The sequence below is a fragment of the Mycolicibacter sp. MU0102 genome (assembly GCF_963378105.1).
Lineage (GTDB): Bacteria > Actinomycetota > Actinomycetes > Mycobacteriales > Mycobacteriaceae > Mycobacterium > Mycobacterium holstebronense.
Genome location: NZ_OY726398.1, coordinates 3,027,275 through 3,044,066, shown reverse-complemented (window position 1 = coordinate 3,044,066; position 16,792 = coordinate 3,027,275). Strand labels below are relative to the sequence as shown.

The following is a 16,792-nucleotide window of genomic DNA, read 5'->3' as shown; positions in this document are numbered from 1 at the left end:
GTGCGACGATCCGGCGATTTTTTCGCCCTGGATGCACGTTCGGCGCGGGGAAGCTCGCCTAACCGGGCACCGCCGAAGCCATGTTCGTCACCACCAGGTCGGCGTCGGACTCCGAGAAGCCGCAGTAGGTGACCTCCAACAACACCACCGACTTGACCTGATAGGCCCGGCCACAGGCGCCGGCGTGGGTACGCAGGGACGCGCCGTCGGAAGCCCACTCGCTGACCAGTCCCGGCCCGGCAGCGGTGTCGGCGCATTCGGCGACCGTGGCCACCAACGCGTCGAGAACGTGATGTGCGGCTTCGGCGTCGGGGTAGACCGCAGCGCCCTCAGAGACCAGCGCGGCCTTGGGCGGGTACTGGTAGGTGGTCTTGTGGAAACGCGTCGCGGCGGATCCGAACACCGCGGTCTCGGCGAAGATGAAGCGGCACGGCGGCGGGATGGTGGCGGCGAGGTCGTCAATGTCGGTGGGAGAGCTCGAATCCATGGTGGGGATGACCGTCAGCTGCTCGTCGGCGCCGACGATGGCTCGCATCCGGGGCGCGCCGAGCATGACCCGGCCGAGATCCACGACGCCGTCGGGCGCCGGCAGCGCCACCGGTGGCAGCGCGGTCCCGTCGACCAGCCGGGTGCAGCCCACCACCGCTGCAGCCACCGCCCAGATCGGCACCAACCGCGACATCCTCACCACCGAAGGCTAGCCCGCCGTGCCTGGGGTCATGTCACTTCAATACGGTTGCCCGGTGAGTGCTTTCGCCACTGGGACCGGACTGGGGTCGTGGCCGGGCATCTCGGCGCGCGCGGCGGCCGAGGTGGTGGTCGGTGAGTTGGGTGGCAGCCTGGCCCACTTGGTCGAGCTGCCGGGCCGCGGAGTGGGTGCCGACATGATCGGTCGGACCGGCGCGCTGCTGGTCGACATCGCCATCGACACCGCGCCGCGCGGCTACCGGCTGGCCGCGCGTCCCGGAGCGGTGAGTCGGCGCGCGGTGAGCTTGCTCGGCGAGGACGCCGACGCGCTCGAAGAGGCGTGGGAAGTCGCCGGCCTGCGCGGTAGCGGCCGCCCGGTCAAGGTGCAGGCGGCCGGTCCGCTGACGCTGGCCGCGGAGGTGGAGCTGGCCAACGGGCACCGGGCGATCACTGACCGCGGTGCGATGCGGGACTTGGCCGAATCGCTGGCCGAGGGCCTCAAGTCACACCGTGCCGACCTGTCTCGCCGGCTCGACACACCGGTGATCGTGCAGCTCGACGAGCCGTCCCTGGCCGCCGCGGTGACCGGCCGGCTGGCTGGAGTGACCGCGTTGAGCCCGGTAGCCGCCATCGACGAGGCGGTGGCCACTGCGCTGCTCGACGGCTGCGCCGACACGATCGGGGGCGAGGTGCTGGTGCACAGTTGTGCATCGGGTCTCCCGTGGAATGTGTTGCAGCGCAGCGCTATCACTGCGCTGGCGTTGGACTGCACCGCGTTGGAATCCGCCGACTACGACCAGATCGGTGCCTTCGTCGACTCCGGCCGCACCGTGGTGATGGGACTGGTTCCCGCGCTGGCGCCGGCGCGGACGCCCGACGTCGAAGAGCTGGCGACCGCGGTTGCAGCGATCACCGACCGGATCGGATTCCCCCGCTCGGTGCTGGCCGAGCGGGTCGGGATCAGTCCGGTCTGCGGGATGGCCGGCGCCGGCGCCGCGTGGGCGCGCACCGCGGTAGGGCTGGCGCGCAAGGTGGGCGAGGCTCTGGCCAGCGACCCCGAGGCGATCTAAAGGCAGCCAAAAGGTTGCGCATTGATCACCGGCCTGCTGTACTGAAAGGCAACCGGGAGGTTGCATATGAGTACCGATCGTATCGAGAAGCAAGTTGTGCTGCGGGCGACGCTGGACCGGGTGTGGCGTGCGATCAGCGACTCGGGGGAGTTCGGGCAGTGGTTCGGCATCCGGTTCGACGGCCCGTTCGTCGCTGGTACCGCCGTGACCGGGACGATCACCCCGACCAGCGTCGACGCCGAGGTCGCACGGCTGCAGGAGCCCCATGCCGGGAACCGGGGGACCTGGCACGTCGTCGCGGTTGAACCGCAACGGCGGTTCGCCTACCGCTGGCACCCGTTCGCCGTCGACGCGGACGTCGAGGACGAACCGATGACGCTGGTGGAGTTCACCTTGGCCGAGACGCCCGAGGGGGTATTGCTCACCATTGTCGAGAGCGGCTTCGACACGCTGCCGCTGTCGCGGCGATCGACCGCATTCGAGGCCAACGCCGACGGTTGGGCGCATCAGCTCAGGTTGGTGCGCAAATACCTGGAGTTGCAGCGGGCGTGACGAGCATTGAGGCACCGGTTTTCGATGCGCTCGGCGACCCGAACCGGCTGCGGATCATTGGGCGCCTGTGCGATGGCGGGCCATGTTCGACCTCGCAGCTCACCCACGTGATTCCGGTGACGCGTCAGGCGGCCACCAAGCACCTGCAGCTGTTGGAGGCCGTCGGCCTGGTCACCAGCAGTCGTCGCGGCCGCGAACGCATCTGGGCGGTGCGGCCGCAGCAGCTGGCCGAAGCCAGTGACTATCTCACCGGGCTGTCGCGCCGCTGGGATGCCGCGACCGAGCGGCTGCGGGCATTCGTGGAGGACTAAACCTGGTCCAGAGACCGGATCAACCGCGCGGGCGCGGTCAACCGAAACGACGCGTCGACCAGCTCGCCGACTTCATCCCAATCCACCTCAGCTGCACTGAAATCCAATCCCAGCCAACCGGACGGGCCCAGATACATCGGCAAGAAGAACCGCGGGTCTTGCTCGAGTGCCCGTCGCTCGGACTCATCGACCTTGACCAGCAGGGCATGGGGATAGGGCACCATCGCGCCGGTGGCTTTGCTGTTGCCGCCGTAGATCGCGAACATCTTGGGTGCGCAGAACACCGGGCGGCCATGGGAGATCTTCTCGAAGGCTTCGGGAAAGCCCAGCGCGATTCCGCGTAGCTCCGCCAGACCAGGGTCGTCGTCGCGATACATGATCGGGTGCGGCATGCGGCCAGAGTAGTCAGAACAGATAACCTGCGGGGGTGAGTCCAGAGGCCGACAGCGTGCCCCCCGACCTCCGGCGGCAGTGGCACGATCTGGCTGAAGAGGTGCGCGAACACCAGTTCCGCTACTACGTCAAAGACGCGCCGATCATCACCGACGGCGACTTCGACGAGCTGTTCAACCAGCTGCTCGCGCTGGAGGAGGCGCACCCGGAGCTGCGCACAGCCGACTCACCGACCCAGCTGGTAGGCGGCGCCGGCTTCACCACGGAGTTCGCGCCCGCCGAGCACCTTGAGCGGATGCTGTCGCTCGAAGACGTGTTCTCACCCGACGAACTGACCGCCTGGGCGGGCCGAGTCAGCGGCGAGATCGGCGGCGACACCACCTATCTGTGCGAACTCAAGGTCGACGGCGTGGCACTCGGGCTGGTGTACCGCGACGGCCGGCTGAGCAGTGGGGCCACCCGTGGCGACGGCCGGGTCGGTGAGGACGTGACGCTGAACGCGCGCACCATCGCCGACATCCCCGAATTCCTCAACACCGACACCGAATTCCCGGTCCCGGCCGTACTGGAGGTACGCGGCGAGGTGTACTTCCGGCTGGAGGACTTCGAAACCCTCAACGCCGGACTGGTCGCCGAGGGCAAGGCCCCGTTCGCCAACCCCCGCAACAGCGCGGCCGGCTCGCTGCGGCAGAAGAATCCGGCGATCACCGCCCGGCGCAACCTGCGAATGGTCTGCCACGGCCTCGGCTACGCGGAGGGATTCACCCCCGACACGCTGCACGCCGCGTACCGCGCGATGCAGGCCTGGGGGCTGCCGGTCTCTTCGCACACCGCCCGCGTCGAGGGCATGGCCGCGGTGGCCGAGCGCATCACCTATTGGGGCGAACACCGGCACGACGTCGAACACGAGATCGACGGCGTCGTGGTCAAAGTCGACGACCGGGCACTGCAGCGCCGGCTCGGTGCCACCTCCCGGGTGCCGCGCTGGGCGGTGGCCTACAAATATCCGCCGGAGGAGGCGCAGACCACGCTGCTCGACATCCGGGTCAGCGTCGGACGTACCGGCCGGGTCACCCCGTTCGCCTACATGACCCCGGTCAAGGTCGCCGGGTCCACGGTGGGCTTGGCCACCTTGCACAACGCCTCGGAGGTCAAGCGCAAGGGTGTGTTGATCGGCGACACCGTGGTGATCCGCAAGGCCGGCGATGTGATTCCCGAGGTGCTCGGGCCCGTGGTCGATCTGCGCGACGGCACCGAGCGCGAGTTCGTCATGCCGACCCACTGCCCGGAATGCGGAACGCTGCTGGCGCCGGCCAAGGAAGCCGACGTCGACATCCGTTGCCCAAATTCGCGGTCCTGCCCGGCGCAGCTGCGCGAGCGGGTGTTTCACGTGGCCGGCCGCGGTGCCTTCGACATCGAGGCCCTGGGGTACGAGGCGGCGACGGCGCTGCTGAGTGCCGGGGTCATCACCGACGAGGGCGATCTGTTCACTCTCACCGAAGACGACCTGTTGCGCACCGAGCTGTTCACCACCAAGGACGGCGCACTGTCCAAGAACGGCCGGCAACTGCTGGCCAATCTCGACAAGGCCAAGGCTCAGCCGCTGTGGCGGGTGCTGGTGGCCTTGTCGATTCGCCACGTCGGACCGACCGCGGCCCGCGCGCTGGCCACCGAGTTCGGCAGCCTGGAGGCCATCACCGCGGCGTCCACCGAGCAGTTGGCGGCCGTCGAGGGAGTGGGCCCCACCATCGCCGCCGCGGTCACCGAATGGTTCGACGTCGACTGGCACCGCGCGATCATCGACAAGTGGCGGGCCGCCGGGGTACGGATGGCCGACGAACGCGACGCGAGCATCGAACGCACGCTGGAGGGGTGCAGCATCGTGGTGACGGGCTCGCTGACCGGCTTCTCCCGCGACGAGGCCAAGGAGGCGATCATCGCCCGCGGCGGCCGCGCGGCCGGTTCGGTGTCGAAGAAGACCGCTTACGTGGTGGCCGGTGACGCGCCCGGCTCGAAGTACGACAAGGCCGTCGAACTCGGGGTACCGATCCTGGATGAAGAGGGTTTCCGGGCACTGCTGGAAAATGGTCCGACGGCCCCGGAAGCCGCCGAAAACGACGCACCCGAAGGTACTCCCGCGCAGGATTAGCGCAGCAGCGTCGCCACGATCCCGGCCAGATAACCCAGCCTGACCACTTCGGCGGGCAGGAAGGCCGGACCGCCGGTACGGCCCAGTACGACGGCGGTGCGCGGGTTGCCCAACGGCGCGGCCGCCAGGGCGACATCCATCTCCCGCCATACCGCCGGCACCCAGGCGGCGGTGATGTCCAGGGCGGCCGCCTGCTCGATCGGCAGCCACGGCACCGCGCCGACGTCGGTCTCGGGGGTTCCTGGGCTGCCCGCGAGGCGACGGAACGTCCCGTCGTCTCCGTCGCTGCGTACCACCGTGCACCAGCTGACCCGCAGCACCCGCGGCGCTTCGTCGGCCAGCTTCTGCAACTTGGCGCTGCGGTCACCGGCCGCCGCGACGTGGTCGATGAGCTCGAGTTCACGGTGCGCATCCAGCAGCCCGGTGTGCGGGCGGACACTGTGCACCCGAACCCCGGGCAGCCGTTCGGCGGCCGTGATCAGCACATCGGGCATCGCTCCCTGCGGCAGTTCGACCACCAGGTCGTCGATTGCCGCACCGCTGCCGCGTTCCACAACGTCCAGCGACAAGATGTCGGCGCCTACCGAGCCCAGACCCACGGCCAGCGACCCCAGGCTGCCGGGGCGGTCGTCGAGTTCGACACGCAGCAGATAGGAAGGCATGGGCAAACCTTCCCACAGCGTGCCCTGGCCCGCCGAGAGTGAGTCTGACTTCACGCTCGCCACCACACGCTGGCTTTACGTTCGACGCGAGCGGGCGACTGATCCGATGGCGTCGGCCCGCAGCGCCCGGCTTCGCCGCGCTTGCGACCGACGCTAGGCTTTGCACCCGTGTCCCAGATCTCCCGTGACGACGTAGCTCACCTGGCCCGGTTGGCCCGGCTGGCGCTGACCGACGCCGAGTTGGACGGCTTTGCCGGCCAGCTCGATGCGATCCTGACCCATGTCAGCACGATTCAGGCTGTCGACGTCACCGGCGTCGAGGCGACCGATAACCCGCTCAAGGACGTCAACGTCACCCGGCCGGACGAGATTGTCGCCGGGTTGAGCCAGGCCGAGGCGCTGGCCGCCGCGCCGCGCGCCGCCGAGAACCGCTTCGCGGTCCCGCAGATCCTGGGGGAGAGCCAGTGAGTGAGCTGATCCGATCCGACGCGGCCACCCTGGCGACCAAGATCGCCGCCCGTGAGGTGTCCTCGGTCGAGGTCACCCGCGCCCACCTCGACCAGATCGCGGCCACCGACGACCGGTACGGAGCCTTCCTGCACGTCGGTGCCGACGAAGCCCTGGCCGCAGCGGAGGCCGCCGACAAGGCGATCGCCGCCGGCGAGGCGCCCTCGGCGCTGGCCGGGGTCCCGTTGGCGCTCAAGGACGTGTTCACCACCGTCGACGCGCCCACCACCTGCGGATCGAAGATCCTGGAAGGCTGGCGGGCCCCCTATGACGCGACCGTCACGGCGCGGCTGCGCGCAGCGGGCATCCCGATCCTGGGCAAGACCAACATGGACGAGTTCGCGATGGGCTCCTCCACGGAGAACTCCGCCTACGGTCCGACCCGCAACCCGTGGGATGTCGAGCGAGTGCCGGGCGGCTCGGGCGGCGGCAGTGCCGCGGCGCTGGCGGCCTTCCAGGCGCCGCTGGCCATCGGCACCGACACCGGCGGCTCGATTCGCCAGCCGGCCGCGTTGACCGCGACCGTCGGCGTCAAACCCACCTACGGCACCGTGAGTCGCTACGGATTGGTGGCCTGCGCGTCGTCGCTGGACCAGGGTGGGCCGTGCGCACGCACCGTGGCCGACACCGCGCTGCTGCACTCGGTGATCGCCGGGTATGACCCGCGCGACTCCACCTCCCTGGACGTAGCGGTGCCCGACGTCGTGGGTGCCGCACGCGCCGGGGCCACCGGTGATCTGTCGGGGGTGCGGATCGGGGTGGTGCGTCAGCTGCACAGCGGCGAGGGCTACCAGCCGGGTGTGTTGGCGTCGTTCAACGCCGCCGTCGAACAGTTGAAAGCGCTGGGCGCGCAGATCTCCGAAGTGGACTGCCCGCACTTCGACTACTCGCTGAGCGCCTACTACCTGATCCTGCCCTCGGAGGTGTCGTCCAACCTCGCCCGCTTCGACGCGATGCGCTTCGGGCTGCGGGTCGGCGACGACGGCACCCACAGCGCCGAGGAAGTGATGGCGCTGACCCGCGCGGCCGGCTTCGGCCCGGAAGTCAAGCGCCGCATCATGCTCGGCACCTACGCGCTGTCGGCCGGCTACTACGACGCCTACTACAACCAGGCGCAGAAGGTGCGCACGCTGATCGCTCGCGACCTGGACGAGGCGTACAAGTCGGTGGACGTGCTGATCTCGCCGACGACGCCCACCACAGCGTTCCGGCTGGGGGAGAAGGTCGACGACCCGCTGGCGATGTACCTGTTCGACTTGTGCACGCTGCCGCTGAACCTGGCCGGACACTGCGGCATGTCGGTGCCGTCCGGGCTCTCCGGCGACGACGGGCTGCCGGTAGGCCTGCAGATCATGGCGCCGGCGCTGGCCGATGACCGGCTGTACCGGGTGGGCGCGGCCTATGAAGCCGCCCGCGGGGAGCTGGCCAGCGCGCTGTAACTCGCCGAGCCTGTCGTTGGCGCGGAAAAGTTCGAGTGGAGCTCTCGCTAATTACAGCCTCGGGGTGGGCGACCCGGCAAGATGGGCACTATGCGGATCGGAGTGCTCACCGGCGGCGGCGACTGTCCCGGATTGAACGCGGTGATCAGGGCGGTGGTGCGCACCTGCGACGCCCGCTATGGCTCCACGGTGGTCGGATTCCAAGACGGCTGGCGTGGCCTGTTGGAGAACCGGCGAATCCAGCTGGCCAACGACGACCGCAACGACCGGCTGCTGGCCAAGGGTGGCACCATGCTCGGGACCGCCCGGGTGAACCCCGACAAGTTGCGCGCCGGCCTGGACCAGGTGAAGCAGACCCTCGATGACAACGGCATCGACGTGCTTATCCCGATCGGGGGTGAGGGCACCTTGACTGCGGCGCACTGGTTGTCGCAGGAGAACGTCCCGGTGGTCGGGGTGCCCAAGACCATCGACAACGACATCGACTGCACCGACGTCACGTTCGGCCACGACACCGCGCTGCAAGTGGCCACCGACGCCATCGACCGGCTGCACTCCACCGCCGAATCTCACCAGCGGGTGATGCTGGTCGAGGTGATGGGTCGCCACGCCGGCTGGATTGCGCTGAGCGCGGGCCTGGCCACCGGTGCCCACATGACGCTGATTCCCGAACAACCCTTCGACGTAGAAGAGGTGTGCCGGCTGGTCAAGCAGCGCTTCCAGCACGGGTCCTCGCACTTCATCTGCGTCGTCGCCGAAGGCGCCAAGCCCGCTGCCGGCTCCATGGAGCTACGGGCCGGCGGCGTCGACGAGTTCGGCCACGAGCGGTTCACCGGTGTTGCCGCCCAGCTGGCTGTCGAAATCGAAAGGCGCGTCAAGAAGGAAGTCCGCACCACGGTGCTGGGCCACGTGCAGCGTGGCGGCACCCCGACCGCCTACGATCGCGTGCTCGCGACTCGATTCGGGGTCAACGCCGCGGATGCCGCCCACGCCGGCGAATACGGAATGATGGTGTCACTGCGTGGCCAGGAGATCGGCAGGGTGGCGTTGGCCGACGCGGTTCGACAGCTCAAAGTGGTGCCGCAGAGCCGCTACGACGATGCGGCGGCGTTCTTCGGCTGACCCGCGTGTGGCGTGACAACGTGGCGAAATGGCCTCACAATGGTGAAGTTGTGCTTCGTGTTGCCTGATTGGCTAAAGGCTGGGGGTGGGGTATGGGGAAGATGGCGTTGTCTGCGGCGGTGCTGTGCGGTCTGCCGATGGGGCTGGTGCTGTCGATACCGGCCCACGCCAGCGGTGACCTGATCGGCGATTACGTCACCGACCACGGTGGCGATGTCTGCGCATTGATCAACGACCAGCCGAATCTGGCGGGAGTCCGGCACGCGGTCGATCACATCTTGGCGACCAGCGGTCTGCCGGAGGATCAGACCGGGCGACTGCTGGCAGGGTCGGTGATTGCCGACTGTCCCGAAGACGGTGTGTTGGTCGAGGAATTCGTCTTGTACGTCAAGCGGCGCCAGCAGCAGCAGTAGTTAGGGCGGTCGGCGATCATCGGTCACAGGTCACTCGGGTCGTCGGGCACGTCGACGGCGTAGTCGGCCAGTACCTCCAGCGCGACCACTTCCAGGGTGCGTTCATGGGTGGCGGCCAGCACCACGGGTGCGGCGCAGCCGTCGCGGTGGGCGCGCAACCAGTTCAGCGCGGTGACGCACCAGCGATCGCCTGGAACCAGCCCAGGGAACCGGTAGGCCGGCATCGGCGTGGACAGGTCGTTGCCGATCGAGCGCTGGTGTTCCAGGAATTCGCCGGTGACGACGGCGCAAATCGTGTGCAGCCCGATGTCCTCGGGCCCTGACGAGCAACAGCCGTCGCGGTAGAAGCCGGTGATCGGGTCGCTGCCGCACGGCTCCAGCGGGCCGCCCAGTACGTTGCGGTCGGGCATGGGGCACAGTCTAGGGCGGTGTCACCTACCGTGAGGTATGACCGAGCGGAACCGTGAGCGGTTGTGGGCGCATATCGACGGCATCTACCGGCAGATCTGCGAGCACCCGTTCGTCACCGGGTTGACCAAGGGAACCTTGGGGCGCAACCAGTTTCGCTACTACCTGGTACAGGACGCGCACTACCTGCGCGGCTATGCGCGGGCACTGGCGATCTGCGCGGCCAAGGCGCCGATCGAGTCGGAGCTGACGATGTTCGCCGAGCACGCCGGCGCGGCGATCACCGCCGAGGCCGAGCTGCATGCCGGCCTGCTGGCGGATCTGGGGCTCGACGTCGAAGCTGCCGCCGCATTGCCGATCGCCCCGACGACCCAGGCCTACACCAGCTATCTGCTGGCGGTCACCGCATCCGGTTCCTACGCCGAGGCCGTCGCCGCCGTGCTGCCCTGCTACTGGGTCTACGCCCGGGTGGGCGAGCACCTGCAGCGCCACGGCTCACCGGAGCCGCTGTTCCAGCGCTGGATCGATACCTACGCGGGCCAGGAGTATCAGGCGGTGGTCGAGGCGGTGCTCGCCGTCACCGACCGCATCGGTACACATCTGCCGGCAGCGGAGTGGGAGCTGATGCGCCGGCATTTCCACACCGCCGCCCGGTATGAATGGATGTTCTTCGACGCCGCCTACCGGATGGAGGACTGGCCGGTGTGACCAAGTCTGGTTGAGGGGGTCACCTAGACTTTGCGCCATGACCGCTGCTGTCGCTGAACTGCTCGATTACGACGACGTCATCGCCCGCTTCGACCCCGTGCTGGGCCTGGAAGTGCACGTCGAGCTGTCTACGGCCACCAAGATGTTCTGCGGATGCTCGACCGAGTTCGGTGCCGAACCCAACACCCAGGTGTGCCCGGTGTGTCTGGGACTGCCCGGTTCGCTGCCGGTGCTCAATGCCGCCGCGGTCGAATCGGCGATCCGGATCGGGCTGGCGCTGAACTGCGAGATAGCCTCCTGGTGCCGGTTCGCCCGGAAGAACTACTTCTATCCCGACCAGCCGAAGAACTACCAGATCTCCCAGTACGACGAGCCGATCGCATTCAACGGTTACCTGGACGTGCCGCTGGAAGACGGGTCGGTATGGCGGGTGGACATCGAGCGCGCCCACATGGAGGAGGACACCGGCAAGCTCACCCACGTGGGCAGCGACACCGGTCGCATCGAGGGCGCCAGCGAATCCCTGGTCGACTACAACCGGGCGGGCGTGCCGCTGATCGAGATCGTCACCAAACCGATCACCGGGGCAGCTGAACGTGCACCGCAGATCGCTCGGGCTTATGTGACGGCGCTGCGGGATCTGCTGCGGGCCTTGGACGTTTCGGACGTGCGGATGGACCAGGGTTCGATGCGCTGCGACGCCAACGTGTCGCTGAAGCCCACCGGGGCAGCCGAATTCGGCACCCGAACCGAGACCAAGAACGTTAACTCGCTCAAGAGTGTCGAGGTGGCGGTGAGCTACGAGATGCGACGCCAAGGCGCGGTGCTGACCGGCGGCGGCACCGTCGTTCAGGAGACCCGGCACTTCCACGAAGCCGGCTACACCAGCCCGGGGCGAGCCAAAGAGACCGCGGAGGACTACCGCTACTTTCCCGAGCCGGACCTGGAGCCGGTGGCGCCGAGCGCGGAATGGGTCGATCAGCTGCGCGGCACCATCCCGGAGCTGCCGTGGCTGTCGCGCAAGAAGATTCAGGACGAGTGGGGCGTCTCCGATGAGGTGATGCGCGACCTGGTCAACGCGGGAGCGGTCGAGTTGGTGTCCGCCACCGTGTCGGCCGGAGCATCCAGCGAGGCGGCCCGGGCCTGGTGGGGAAACTTCCTGGTGCAGAAGGCCAACGAGGCCGGTGTCGAACTCGATGCCCTGGCGATCACGCCCGAGCAGGTGGCTGCCGTGGTGGCTCTGGTGGAATCGGGCGAGCTGTCCAACAAGCTGGCCCGGCAGGTGGTCGAAGGGGTGCTCGCCGGCGAGGGGGAGCCCGCCCAGGTGATGGCCGACCGGGGCCTCGTCGTGGTGCGTGACGACTCGGTTATCCAAGCGGCGATCGACGAAGCCCTAGCTGCCAATCCCGATGTGGCCGAGAAGATTCGGGGTGGCAAGGTGCAGGCCGCCGGCGCCATCGTCGGTGCGGTCATGAAAGCCACCAAGGGTCAGGCCGACGCCGCCCGGGTGCGGGAATTGGTGCTGGCCGCCTGCGGCGGGTAGTCCCTGGCTGCCTCAGCCGGCGGTAGCGCGGCGAGTCAGCGGAAGGTGGCGCGAGCCCTGGTGGTCGCGGTGGTCGAAGATGAACTGCAGCCACCGAAAGTCGATCAACATTGCGTGGTCATCCTTTTCGCTCGTCGGGCGAGTATGCGGCTGCGGTGACGTTCTGCGTAAGTCACTGCTTTCGACCCGTTGAAACCCAAGGTAAGCCCGATATTTAAGGCGTCCGGGCGGAGTCAGTAATACTTCTGTGAGAACCGATCGGGTTGGTGCTGACCCGATGGCGCGATCTAACTGGTGTCGAACAGGCCGTCGAGCGGTCACGAAAAGCCACCACGGGTCCAAAAAGCCGCACCGTGTGACCCCCGAGGGGGCCACACGGTGCGGTTGAGCAATCTAGAGGTGGAGCGATTTAGAGCAGGCCGTCCAGGATGTCGCTGCTGCCGTCCCAGCCGAGGGCCATCGCGATGGACTGGGAGAACTCCACCATGGATGCGATCGGGCCGACCGCGACTCCCGGCAGGCTGAAGAGGTCCATCGGTTCGCCCAGCGCATCGGTTCCGGCGCCCATACCGATGACGTCGAAGATCGAGCCACCCGAGCTGAGCAGTCCGCCCACGTTCAGATTCAGCTCGGTGATGTATGTGGGCAAGTCGAGCAGGGTCAGGGCGGGCAGGGTGATCCCCAACTGGTCCAGGATCGGCATCAGGTCGACCTCGCCGTAGCCGTTGAGATAGGCATTGACGATGTTGGCCGGCATGTCGGTCAGATTCTGCAGTGCGGCGTCCCAGTCCGGGTCACCACCGGTCAGCGCCGCGGAGATGTTGGTGAGGTCCTCGTTGACCTGCAGCACCGGGCTGAGCATGGTGCTGATCTGCCCGATCAAAACACCGCTCAGCGGGGAACCGGCGAAGTTCAACACCGCCGCAACCAGGGGCACCGCACTCTCGTCCAGACCGAGGGATTCGACGATGCCCGGCAAGACGGTCGCATCTGTGAGCATCCCGAACAGGGTGCTGTGATCGATGATGCCGGCGAGCAGCCCGTCGGTGGCCTTGACGACGTCATCCAGCGATTGGTACAGCGTGTCGGTGGCACCGCCCTCGGGAAGGAACGGTCCGAACAGGGCGCCGGGGACGGCTGCGGTGTCATCGGTCGCCGGTGCGCCGAACAGGGCCGTCAGGTGATTCTGAATGTCCGTGCTGACGTCGGCGAAGGTCAGCGAGCCGTCGGCCAGGCCCTGGATGTAGCCGATCTGGTTGGCCAGCTGCTGCTGCAGGCCCGCGAACGGCGCCGCGGAGAAGTGGTTCCAGATGTCGGTGGCGTTGGCCTCGGCGGTCTGCAAGACGGCGTCCCAGCTGGCCGTCAGCTGCACCGCATGGGTGTGCGGGGCCGGCCGGGCGGGCAGGGGAGCGACGGCCGTCGTGGCGGCCACTGCACCGGCTCCGATGAGCGCGACGCTTGCAGCGACCCAGGGGGCGGGGGCACGGTGTTGCATTGGTCTCCTAGTTACGTAAGCGTGACGACTGCCACGGCAACGAAAGGTTACTTGAAAGTAGGTTAGGCGCAAGCGAACTGGCCGCTAACAAAATCCGAGGTCGCCCCGTGTTTTGCCTGGACAATCCCGGTGTATCGCGACCTCAACCGGATGATTGACAGAGAATTCTTAGAAACTTAGTAGCGTGAAATGGAACGTCGAACCTCGATAGTGGACCGAAGTGTTGCGTTGAAGACCGTTCCGTGGCCCGCGGGCCGAGTTGAATCCACGTCCGGTGTGAGCCGACGGAGGTCAGGCCGACGCCGGCTGGACCTGCCGGTAGTTAATCACCGGTTGGAAACGGGAAGGGGCCGAGCGGGCCTCAAACCTGAGACAAAACCATTACTCCCGTGGCTGTTTTCTAGGTGATTTCATAGCGTCTCGCGTCATGCGCTCTATCGTGTCGCGACCGCCGATGAATCCGGTGCCGGTGTAGTGAGCCTGTCCCGTCGCAGTTTCCTCCAGGCCGGAGTGGCCGCTGCCGTCGGCGCTGCCGCTGGTTTGGGCTCCCGCGTGGCGCATGCCGAACCGGCGGCGCTGCTGGCGTCGAATCCGACCGGCACCACCTTGGATGTGGTCAGCACGCCGGGCATGGCCCAAGCGGGTGGCTATCGGCCGCTGGTCGCCGGCAGCGGGTGGCCGTTGTACATCCGCCAAGAGCTGGCCACCGCGGGCTCCGCGCGCGAGATGGCCCGCACCGCGTTGACGGCGTTCGTCCAGGTCACCGATCTACACCTCACCGACGCGCAGAGTCCGGCTCGGTTCGAGTTCGTCCACCCGTTCATCTCCTCGGCTTACCGGCCGCACGAGACCTTGACCACCCAGGGTGCGGTCTCGCTGGTGAAGCAGCTCAACGCGCTTCCCGGCGGGCCGTTCACCGGCCGACCATTCGATTGCTTGGTCTCCACCGGGGACAACACCGACAACAAAGAGCTGATCGAACTCGACTGGTTTCTGACGGTGATGTCGGGCGGGTCGATCTTCCCCAACACCGGTGCACCGGATCGCTATGAAGGGGTGCAGGCGCACGGCTCGTCGGATTACTGGCTGGCCGAGTCGCCCTATTGGGATAGCTACAAGGGCAAGGGATTTCAGCAGATTCCGGGTTTTCTCTCTGCTGCGATTTCCGGGCATGTCAGCCCGGGCCTGCGCATGCCCTGGTACTCGGTGGTGGGCAACCACGATGAACAGCTGCTCGGCACCGTTCCCAACGGTCTGCTGGACTGGATGTACACCTCGCCGATCAAATTCGATCTGCCGCATAGCGATCCCTCGGCGATCGCCATCGCCAAGGCGCTGTGCGCCGATCCCTCGCAGCTCGTCCCGATCCTGCTGCAGCTCAAGTCCGGCGGCCCGTTCCTGCCTGCAACGGTGGATCAACGACGCATGCCATTCACGTTGAGCCAGTACGTTCGTCGGCACTTCGAGCCCGCCATCACCGGTCCCGGACCGGTCGGGCATGGATTTACCGATCCAGATGGGCCCACCTGGTACACCTTCCAGGTGGCAACCGGGGTGCTCGGTATCGCGATGAACACCACCAACGATCTTGGCCTGTCGGCCGGCTCGATCAACGAGAGTCAGTTGCGGTTCGTTCTCGAACAGATCGACGCGCACCCAGACCAGCTGGTGATTCTGTTCAGCCACCACACCTCGCGGACCATGAACATCGGCCTACCGGATCCGAATCATCCCGGCGAGAAGCTCTATACGGGCGCATCGCTCGTCGCGGCACTGCTGGAGCGGCCGAACGTGATCGCGTGGGTGAATGGGCACACTCACACCAACGAGATGATCCCGCACAAGGGCCCCACCCCGAAGCAGAGCTTCTGGGAGATCAACACGGCCAGCCACATCGACTACCCGCAGCTGGCCAGGATCATCGAAGTCACCGACAATCACGACGGCACGCTGAGTCTGTTCACCCCGTTGGTCGAGGCCCAGGCGCCGTTCACCGCGGATCCCAGCGATCTGAGTCCCACCGGTCTGGCCAGCCTGTATCGCGAGCTGTCGTACAACGACCTGCACCGCAAGGATGCCCGTCTGGGCGCCGTGGCGGACCGCAACTGCGAGTTGCTGCTTGCCCATCCGCTGCACTGACCGCGCAACGCAAAAGTGGCCCCCTTCGCGGTGCAGGGGGCCACTTCTGTGTTGACCGGATTTACACGCTGATGCCGAAGATGTCGGTCACCAGCGAGGCGATGGTGTCGGCCTCGTCGCCCAAGGGGCTGCCCACGCCGTCCCAGCCGAGCGTCATGGCGATGATCTCCTGCAGGCTTTGGAACGCGCCCAGCAGTCCGACGCCTTGACCCTCAATCTCCAGCGGGAAGCCCATGAGACCGGTGGTCAGTCCGAGGCCGTTGATGATCGAGCCGCCGATACCGGGCGAACTGCCGTCGGAGATCTCGTTGATGAAGCCCTCGACGTCGGTACCGGTGACACCGGGCGACAGCAGCCCGCCGAAGGTGTAGCTGAGCGCGGTGACGTCCAGGTCCGCGGGCAGCAGGCCGGCCTCGGTCAGGCTGGGCAGTAGCGCATCCAGGTTGAGGGTGGCCCCGTTGAGGAGCCCGCCGACCATGTTGGCAGGGATGTTGGCCACGTCCTGCAGTGCCGCGGTCCAGTCCGGGTCGTCGCCGGACAGCGTGGTGCTGATCTCGCTGACGCTGTTGCCCAGCGCCACCAGCGGCGCGATCGACGGGCCGATCGCGCCGATCAACACCCCGCTGAGGGGTGACGCCAGGAAGGAGAGAATCGGCGTGAGCTCGTCGGTGGTGAGCGGGAAGTCCTCGGGCATGTACTGGGGCATCACCAGCGTGACCAGTGCCTGCAGCGCGTCGTTGCTCAGCAGCAGCGGGGACATCGGCAGGTCGGTCGCCATGTTGGGCTGCACGATCGCCTCAAAGACCGCTTGCGGGTCGATCGACGTGCCATTCATGAGGTCGGCGATCAGCTGTTGGGCGGCGACGCCCGGCACCGCGGACATGTGGTCCCACAGCGTGCTGGCGTTGTCCTTGGCGGTGGCGAAGACGTCCTGCCACGCGCCGAACGGGTCGAAGTCAGCGGTCAGTGCCACAGCGGAGTGCGTAGCGGTCAGGCCGGGCAGCGGAACGGTGACCGGGGTGGCGGCGACGGCGCCGGCGCCGATGAGCGCGACGCCTGCTGCGACCCACGGAGCGGGGGCAAAGTGTTGCATTGGTCTCCTAGTTACGTAAGCGTGACGGCTGCCACGGCAACGAAAGGCTACTTGAAAGTAGCTTATGTGCAAATGAACTGACTGCTAACAAATCCCAAGGT

The 16,792-nt window shown here is 67.3% G+C and carries 17 protein-coding genes; 11 read left to right on the top strand and 6 right to left on the bottom strand.

Features of this window, described 5'->3' with window-relative positions:
- Nucleotides 1-58 precede the first annotated feature (58 nt).
- Nucleotides 59-682: a sensor domain-containing protein gene (locus RCP37_RS14315; RefSeq protein WP_308487094.1), complete on the bottom strand. Its 624-nt coding sequence runs from the start codon at nucleotides 680-682 to the stop codon at nucleotides 59-61.
- A gap of 61 nt (nucleotides 683-743) precedes the next feature.
- Here RCP37_RS14315 and RCP37_RS14310 point away from each other — a divergent pair, with 61 nt between their 5' ends.
- The 3 genes from RCP37_RS14310 to RCP37_RS14300 all read left to right on the top strand — a co-directional run bounded on the left by RCP37_RS14310 (nucleotide 744) and on the right by RCP37_RS14300 (nucleotide 2,620).
- The gene (locus RCP37_RS14310; protein WP_308483726.1) at nucleotides 744-1,757 is read left to right on the top strand and encodes a uroporphyrinogen decarboxylase/cobalamine-independent methonine synthase family protein; all 1,014 of its coding nucleotides are present in this window, start codon (nucleotides 744-746) and stop codon (nucleotides 1,755-1,757) included.
- A 66-nt stretch (nucleotides 1,758-1,823) separates the two neighbouring features.
- Nucleotides 1,824-2,309, top strand: coding sequence for an SRPBCC family protein (locus tag RCP37_RS14305; RefSeq protein ID WP_308483725.1), 486 nt, complete (start codon nucleotides 1,824-1,826; stop codon nucleotides 2,307-2,309).
- The gene (locus RCP37_RS14300) at nucleotides 2,306-2,620 is read left to right on the top strand and encodes an ArsR/SmtB family transcription factor (protein WP_308483724.1); all 315 of its coding nucleotides are present in this window, start codon (nucleotides 2,306-2,308) and stop codon (nucleotides 2,618-2,620) included. The genes RCP37_RS14305 and RCP37_RS14300 overlap by 4 nt, the downstream gene beginning before the upstream one ends.
- Here the strand turns inward: RCP37_RS14300 and RCP37_RS14295 are convergent.
- Nucleotides 2,617-3,012, bottom strand: a complete 396-nt coding sequence (locus tag RCP37_RS14295) for an MmcQ/YjbR family DNA-binding protein (protein WP_224972040.1) — start codon at nucleotides 3,010-3,012, stop codon at nucleotides 2,617-2,619. The two genes, RCP37_RS14300 and RCP37_RS14295, sit on opposite strands and share 4 nt — an antisense overlap.
- 35 nt (nucleotides 3,013-3,047) lie before the next feature.
- Between RCP37_RS14295 and ligA the strand changes: the two genes are divergently transcribed.
- The gene (gene ligA / locus RCP37_RS14290; protein WP_308483723.1) at nucleotides 3,048-5,162 is read left to right on the top strand and encodes an NAD-dependent DNA ligase LigA; all 2,115 of its coding nucleotides are present in this window, start codon (nucleotides 3,048-3,050) and stop codon (nucleotides 5,160-5,162) included.
- Here the strand turns inward: ligA and RCP37_RS14285 are convergent.
- Entirely contained in the window at nucleotides 5,159-5,824 is a 666-nt protein-coding gene (locus RCP37_RS14285) for an ACT domain-containing protein (protein WP_308483722.1), read from the bottom strand. The two genes, ligA and RCP37_RS14285, sit on opposite strands and share 4 nt — an antisense overlap.
- A gap of 168 nt (nucleotides 5,825-5,992) precedes the next feature.
- Here RCP37_RS14285 and gatC point away from each other — a divergent pair, with 168 nt between their 5' ends.
- The 4 genes from gatC to RCP37_RS14265 all read left to right on the top strand — a co-directional run bounded on the left by gatC (nucleotide 5,993) and on the right by RCP37_RS14265 (nucleotide 9,305).
- On the top strand, nucleotides 5,993-6,292 hold the full coding sequence (gene gatC, locus RCP37_RS14280) for an Asp-tRNA(Asn)/Glu-tRNA(Gln) amidotransferase subunit GatC (protein WP_046286736.1): 300 nt from the start codon (nucleotides 5,993-5,995) through the stop codon (nucleotides 6,290-6,292).
- Complete coding sequence (gene gatA / locus RCP37_RS14275) at nucleotides 6,289-7,770, top strand: Asp-tRNA(Asn)/Glu-tRNA(Gln) amidotransferase subunit GatA (protein ID WP_308483721.1); 1,482 nt, start codon at nucleotides 6,289-6,291, stop codon at nucleotides 7,768-7,770. Before gatC ends, gatA begins: the two co-directional genes overlap by 4 nt.
- A 90-nt stretch (nucleotides 7,771-7,860) precedes the next feature.
- Nucleotides 7,861-8,892: an ATP-dependent 6-phosphofructokinase gene (locus tag RCP37_RS14270; protein ID WP_308483720.1), complete on the top strand. Its 1,032-nt coding sequence runs from the start codon at nucleotides 7,861-7,863 to the stop codon at nucleotides 8,890-8,892.
- 92 nt (nucleotides 8,893-8,984) lie between these two features.
- The gene (locus RCP37_RS14265) at nucleotides 8,985-9,305 is read left to right on the top strand and encodes a hypothetical protein (protein WP_308483719.1); all 321 of its coding nucleotides are present in this window, start codon (nucleotides 8,985-8,987) and stop codon (nucleotides 9,303-9,305) included.
- A 23-nt stretch (nucleotides 9,306-9,328) separates the two neighbouring features.
- On the opposite strand, the gene RCP37_RS14260 is transcribed toward RCP37_RS14265, so the two are convergent.
- On the bottom strand, nucleotides 9,329-9,715 hold the full coding sequence (locus RCP37_RS14260; RefSeq protein WP_064889119.1) for a DUF2237 family protein: 387 nt from the start codon (nucleotides 9,713-9,715) through the stop codon (nucleotides 9,329-9,331).
- Between the two features lie 37 nt (nucleotides 9,716-9,752).
- Here RCP37_RS14260 and tenA point away from each other — a divergent pair, with 37 nt between their 5' ends.
- Entirely contained in the window at nucleotides 9,753-10,421 is a 669-nt protein-coding gene (tenA, locus tag RCP37_RS14255; RefSeq protein WP_308483718.1) for a thiaminase II, read from the top strand.
- A 37-nt stretch (nucleotides 10,422-10,458) separates the two neighbouring features.
- Nucleotides 10,459-11,964, top strand: coding sequence for an Asp-tRNA(Asn)/Glu-tRNA(Gln) amidotransferase subunit GatB (gene gatB / locus RCP37_RS14250; RefSeq protein WP_308483717.1), 1,506 nt, complete (start codon nucleotides 10,459-10,461; stop codon nucleotides 11,962-11,964).
- Nucleotides 11,965-12,373: 409 nt separating this feature from the next.
- Here gatB and gjpA (RCP37_RS14245) read toward each other — a convergent pair whose 3' ends face one another.
- Nucleotides 12,374-13,459: an outer membrane porin GjpA gene (gene gjpA / locus RCP37_RS14245; RefSeq protein WP_308483716.1), complete on the bottom strand. Its 1,086-nt coding sequence runs from the start codon at nucleotides 13,457-13,459 to the stop codon at nucleotides 12,374-12,376.
- Between the two features lie 474 nt (nucleotides 13,460-13,933).
- Between gjpA (RCP37_RS14245) and RCP37_RS14240 the strand changes: the two genes are divergently transcribed.
- Nucleotides 13,934-15,598 (top strand): TIGR03767 family metallophosphoesterase, encoded by a 1,665-nt coding sequence (locus tag RCP37_RS14240; RefSeq protein WP_308483715.1) that lies wholly within the window; start codon nucleotides 13,934-13,936, stop codon nucleotides 15,596-15,598.
- Between the two features lie 61 nt (nucleotides 15,599-15,659).
- On the opposite strand, the gene gjpA (RCP37_RS14235) is transcribed toward RCP37_RS14240, so the two are convergent.
- Nucleotides 15,660-16,691, bottom strand: coding sequence for an outer membrane porin GjpA (gjpA, locus tag RCP37_RS14235; RefSeq protein ID WP_308483714.1), 1,032 nt, complete (start codon nucleotides 16,689-16,691; stop codon nucleotides 15,660-15,662).
- Between the last annotated feature and the right edge of the window lie 101 nt (nucleotides 16,692-16,792).

Bases quoted from the DNA above. Each gene is read 5' to 3' on its own strand.
- RCP37_RS14315 (WP_308487094.1), bottom strand. From the start codon at position 682: ATGTCGCGGTTGGTGCCGATCTGGGCGGTGGCTGCAGCGGTGGTGGGC.
- RCP37_RS14305 (WP_308483725.1), top strand. From the start codon at position 1,824: ATGAGTACCGATCGTATCGAGAAGCAAGTTGTGCTGCGGGCGACGCTG.
- RCP37_RS14295 (WP_224972040.1), bottom strand. From the start codon at position 3,012: ATGCCGCACCCGATCATGTATCGCGACGACGACCCTGGTCTGGCGGAG.
- RCP37_RS14285 (WP_308483722.1), bottom strand. From the start codon at position 5,824: ATGCCTTCCTATCTGCTGCGTGTCGAACTCGACGACCGCCCCGGCAGC.
- RCP37_RS14270 (WP_308483720.1), top strand. From the start codon at position 7,861: ATGCGGATCGGAGTGCTCACCGGCGGCGGCGACTGTCCCGGATTGAAC.
- RCP37_RS14265 (WP_308483719.1), top strand. From the start codon at position 8,985: ATGGGGAAGATGGCGTTGTCTGCGGCGGTGCTGTGCGGTCTGCCGATG.
- RCP37_RS14260 (WP_064889119.1), bottom strand. From the start codon at position 9,715: ATGCCCGACCGCAACGTACTGGGCGGCCCGCTGGAGCCGTGCGGCAGC.
- tenA (WP_308483718.1), top strand. From the start codon at position 9,753: ATGACCGAGCGGAACCGTGAGCGGTTGTGGGCGCATATCGACGGCATC.
- gatB (WP_308483717.1), top strand. From the start codon at position 10,459: ATGACCGCTGCTGTCGCTGAACTGCTCGATTACGACGACGTCATCGCC.
- gjpA (WP_308483716.1), bottom strand. From the start codon at position 13,459: ATGCAACACCGTGCCCCCGCCCCCTGGGTCGCTGCAAGCGTCGCGCTC.
- gjpA (WP_308483714.1), bottom strand. From the start codon at position 16,691: ATGCAACACTTTGCCCCCGCTCCGTGGGTCGCAGCAGGCGTCGCGCTC.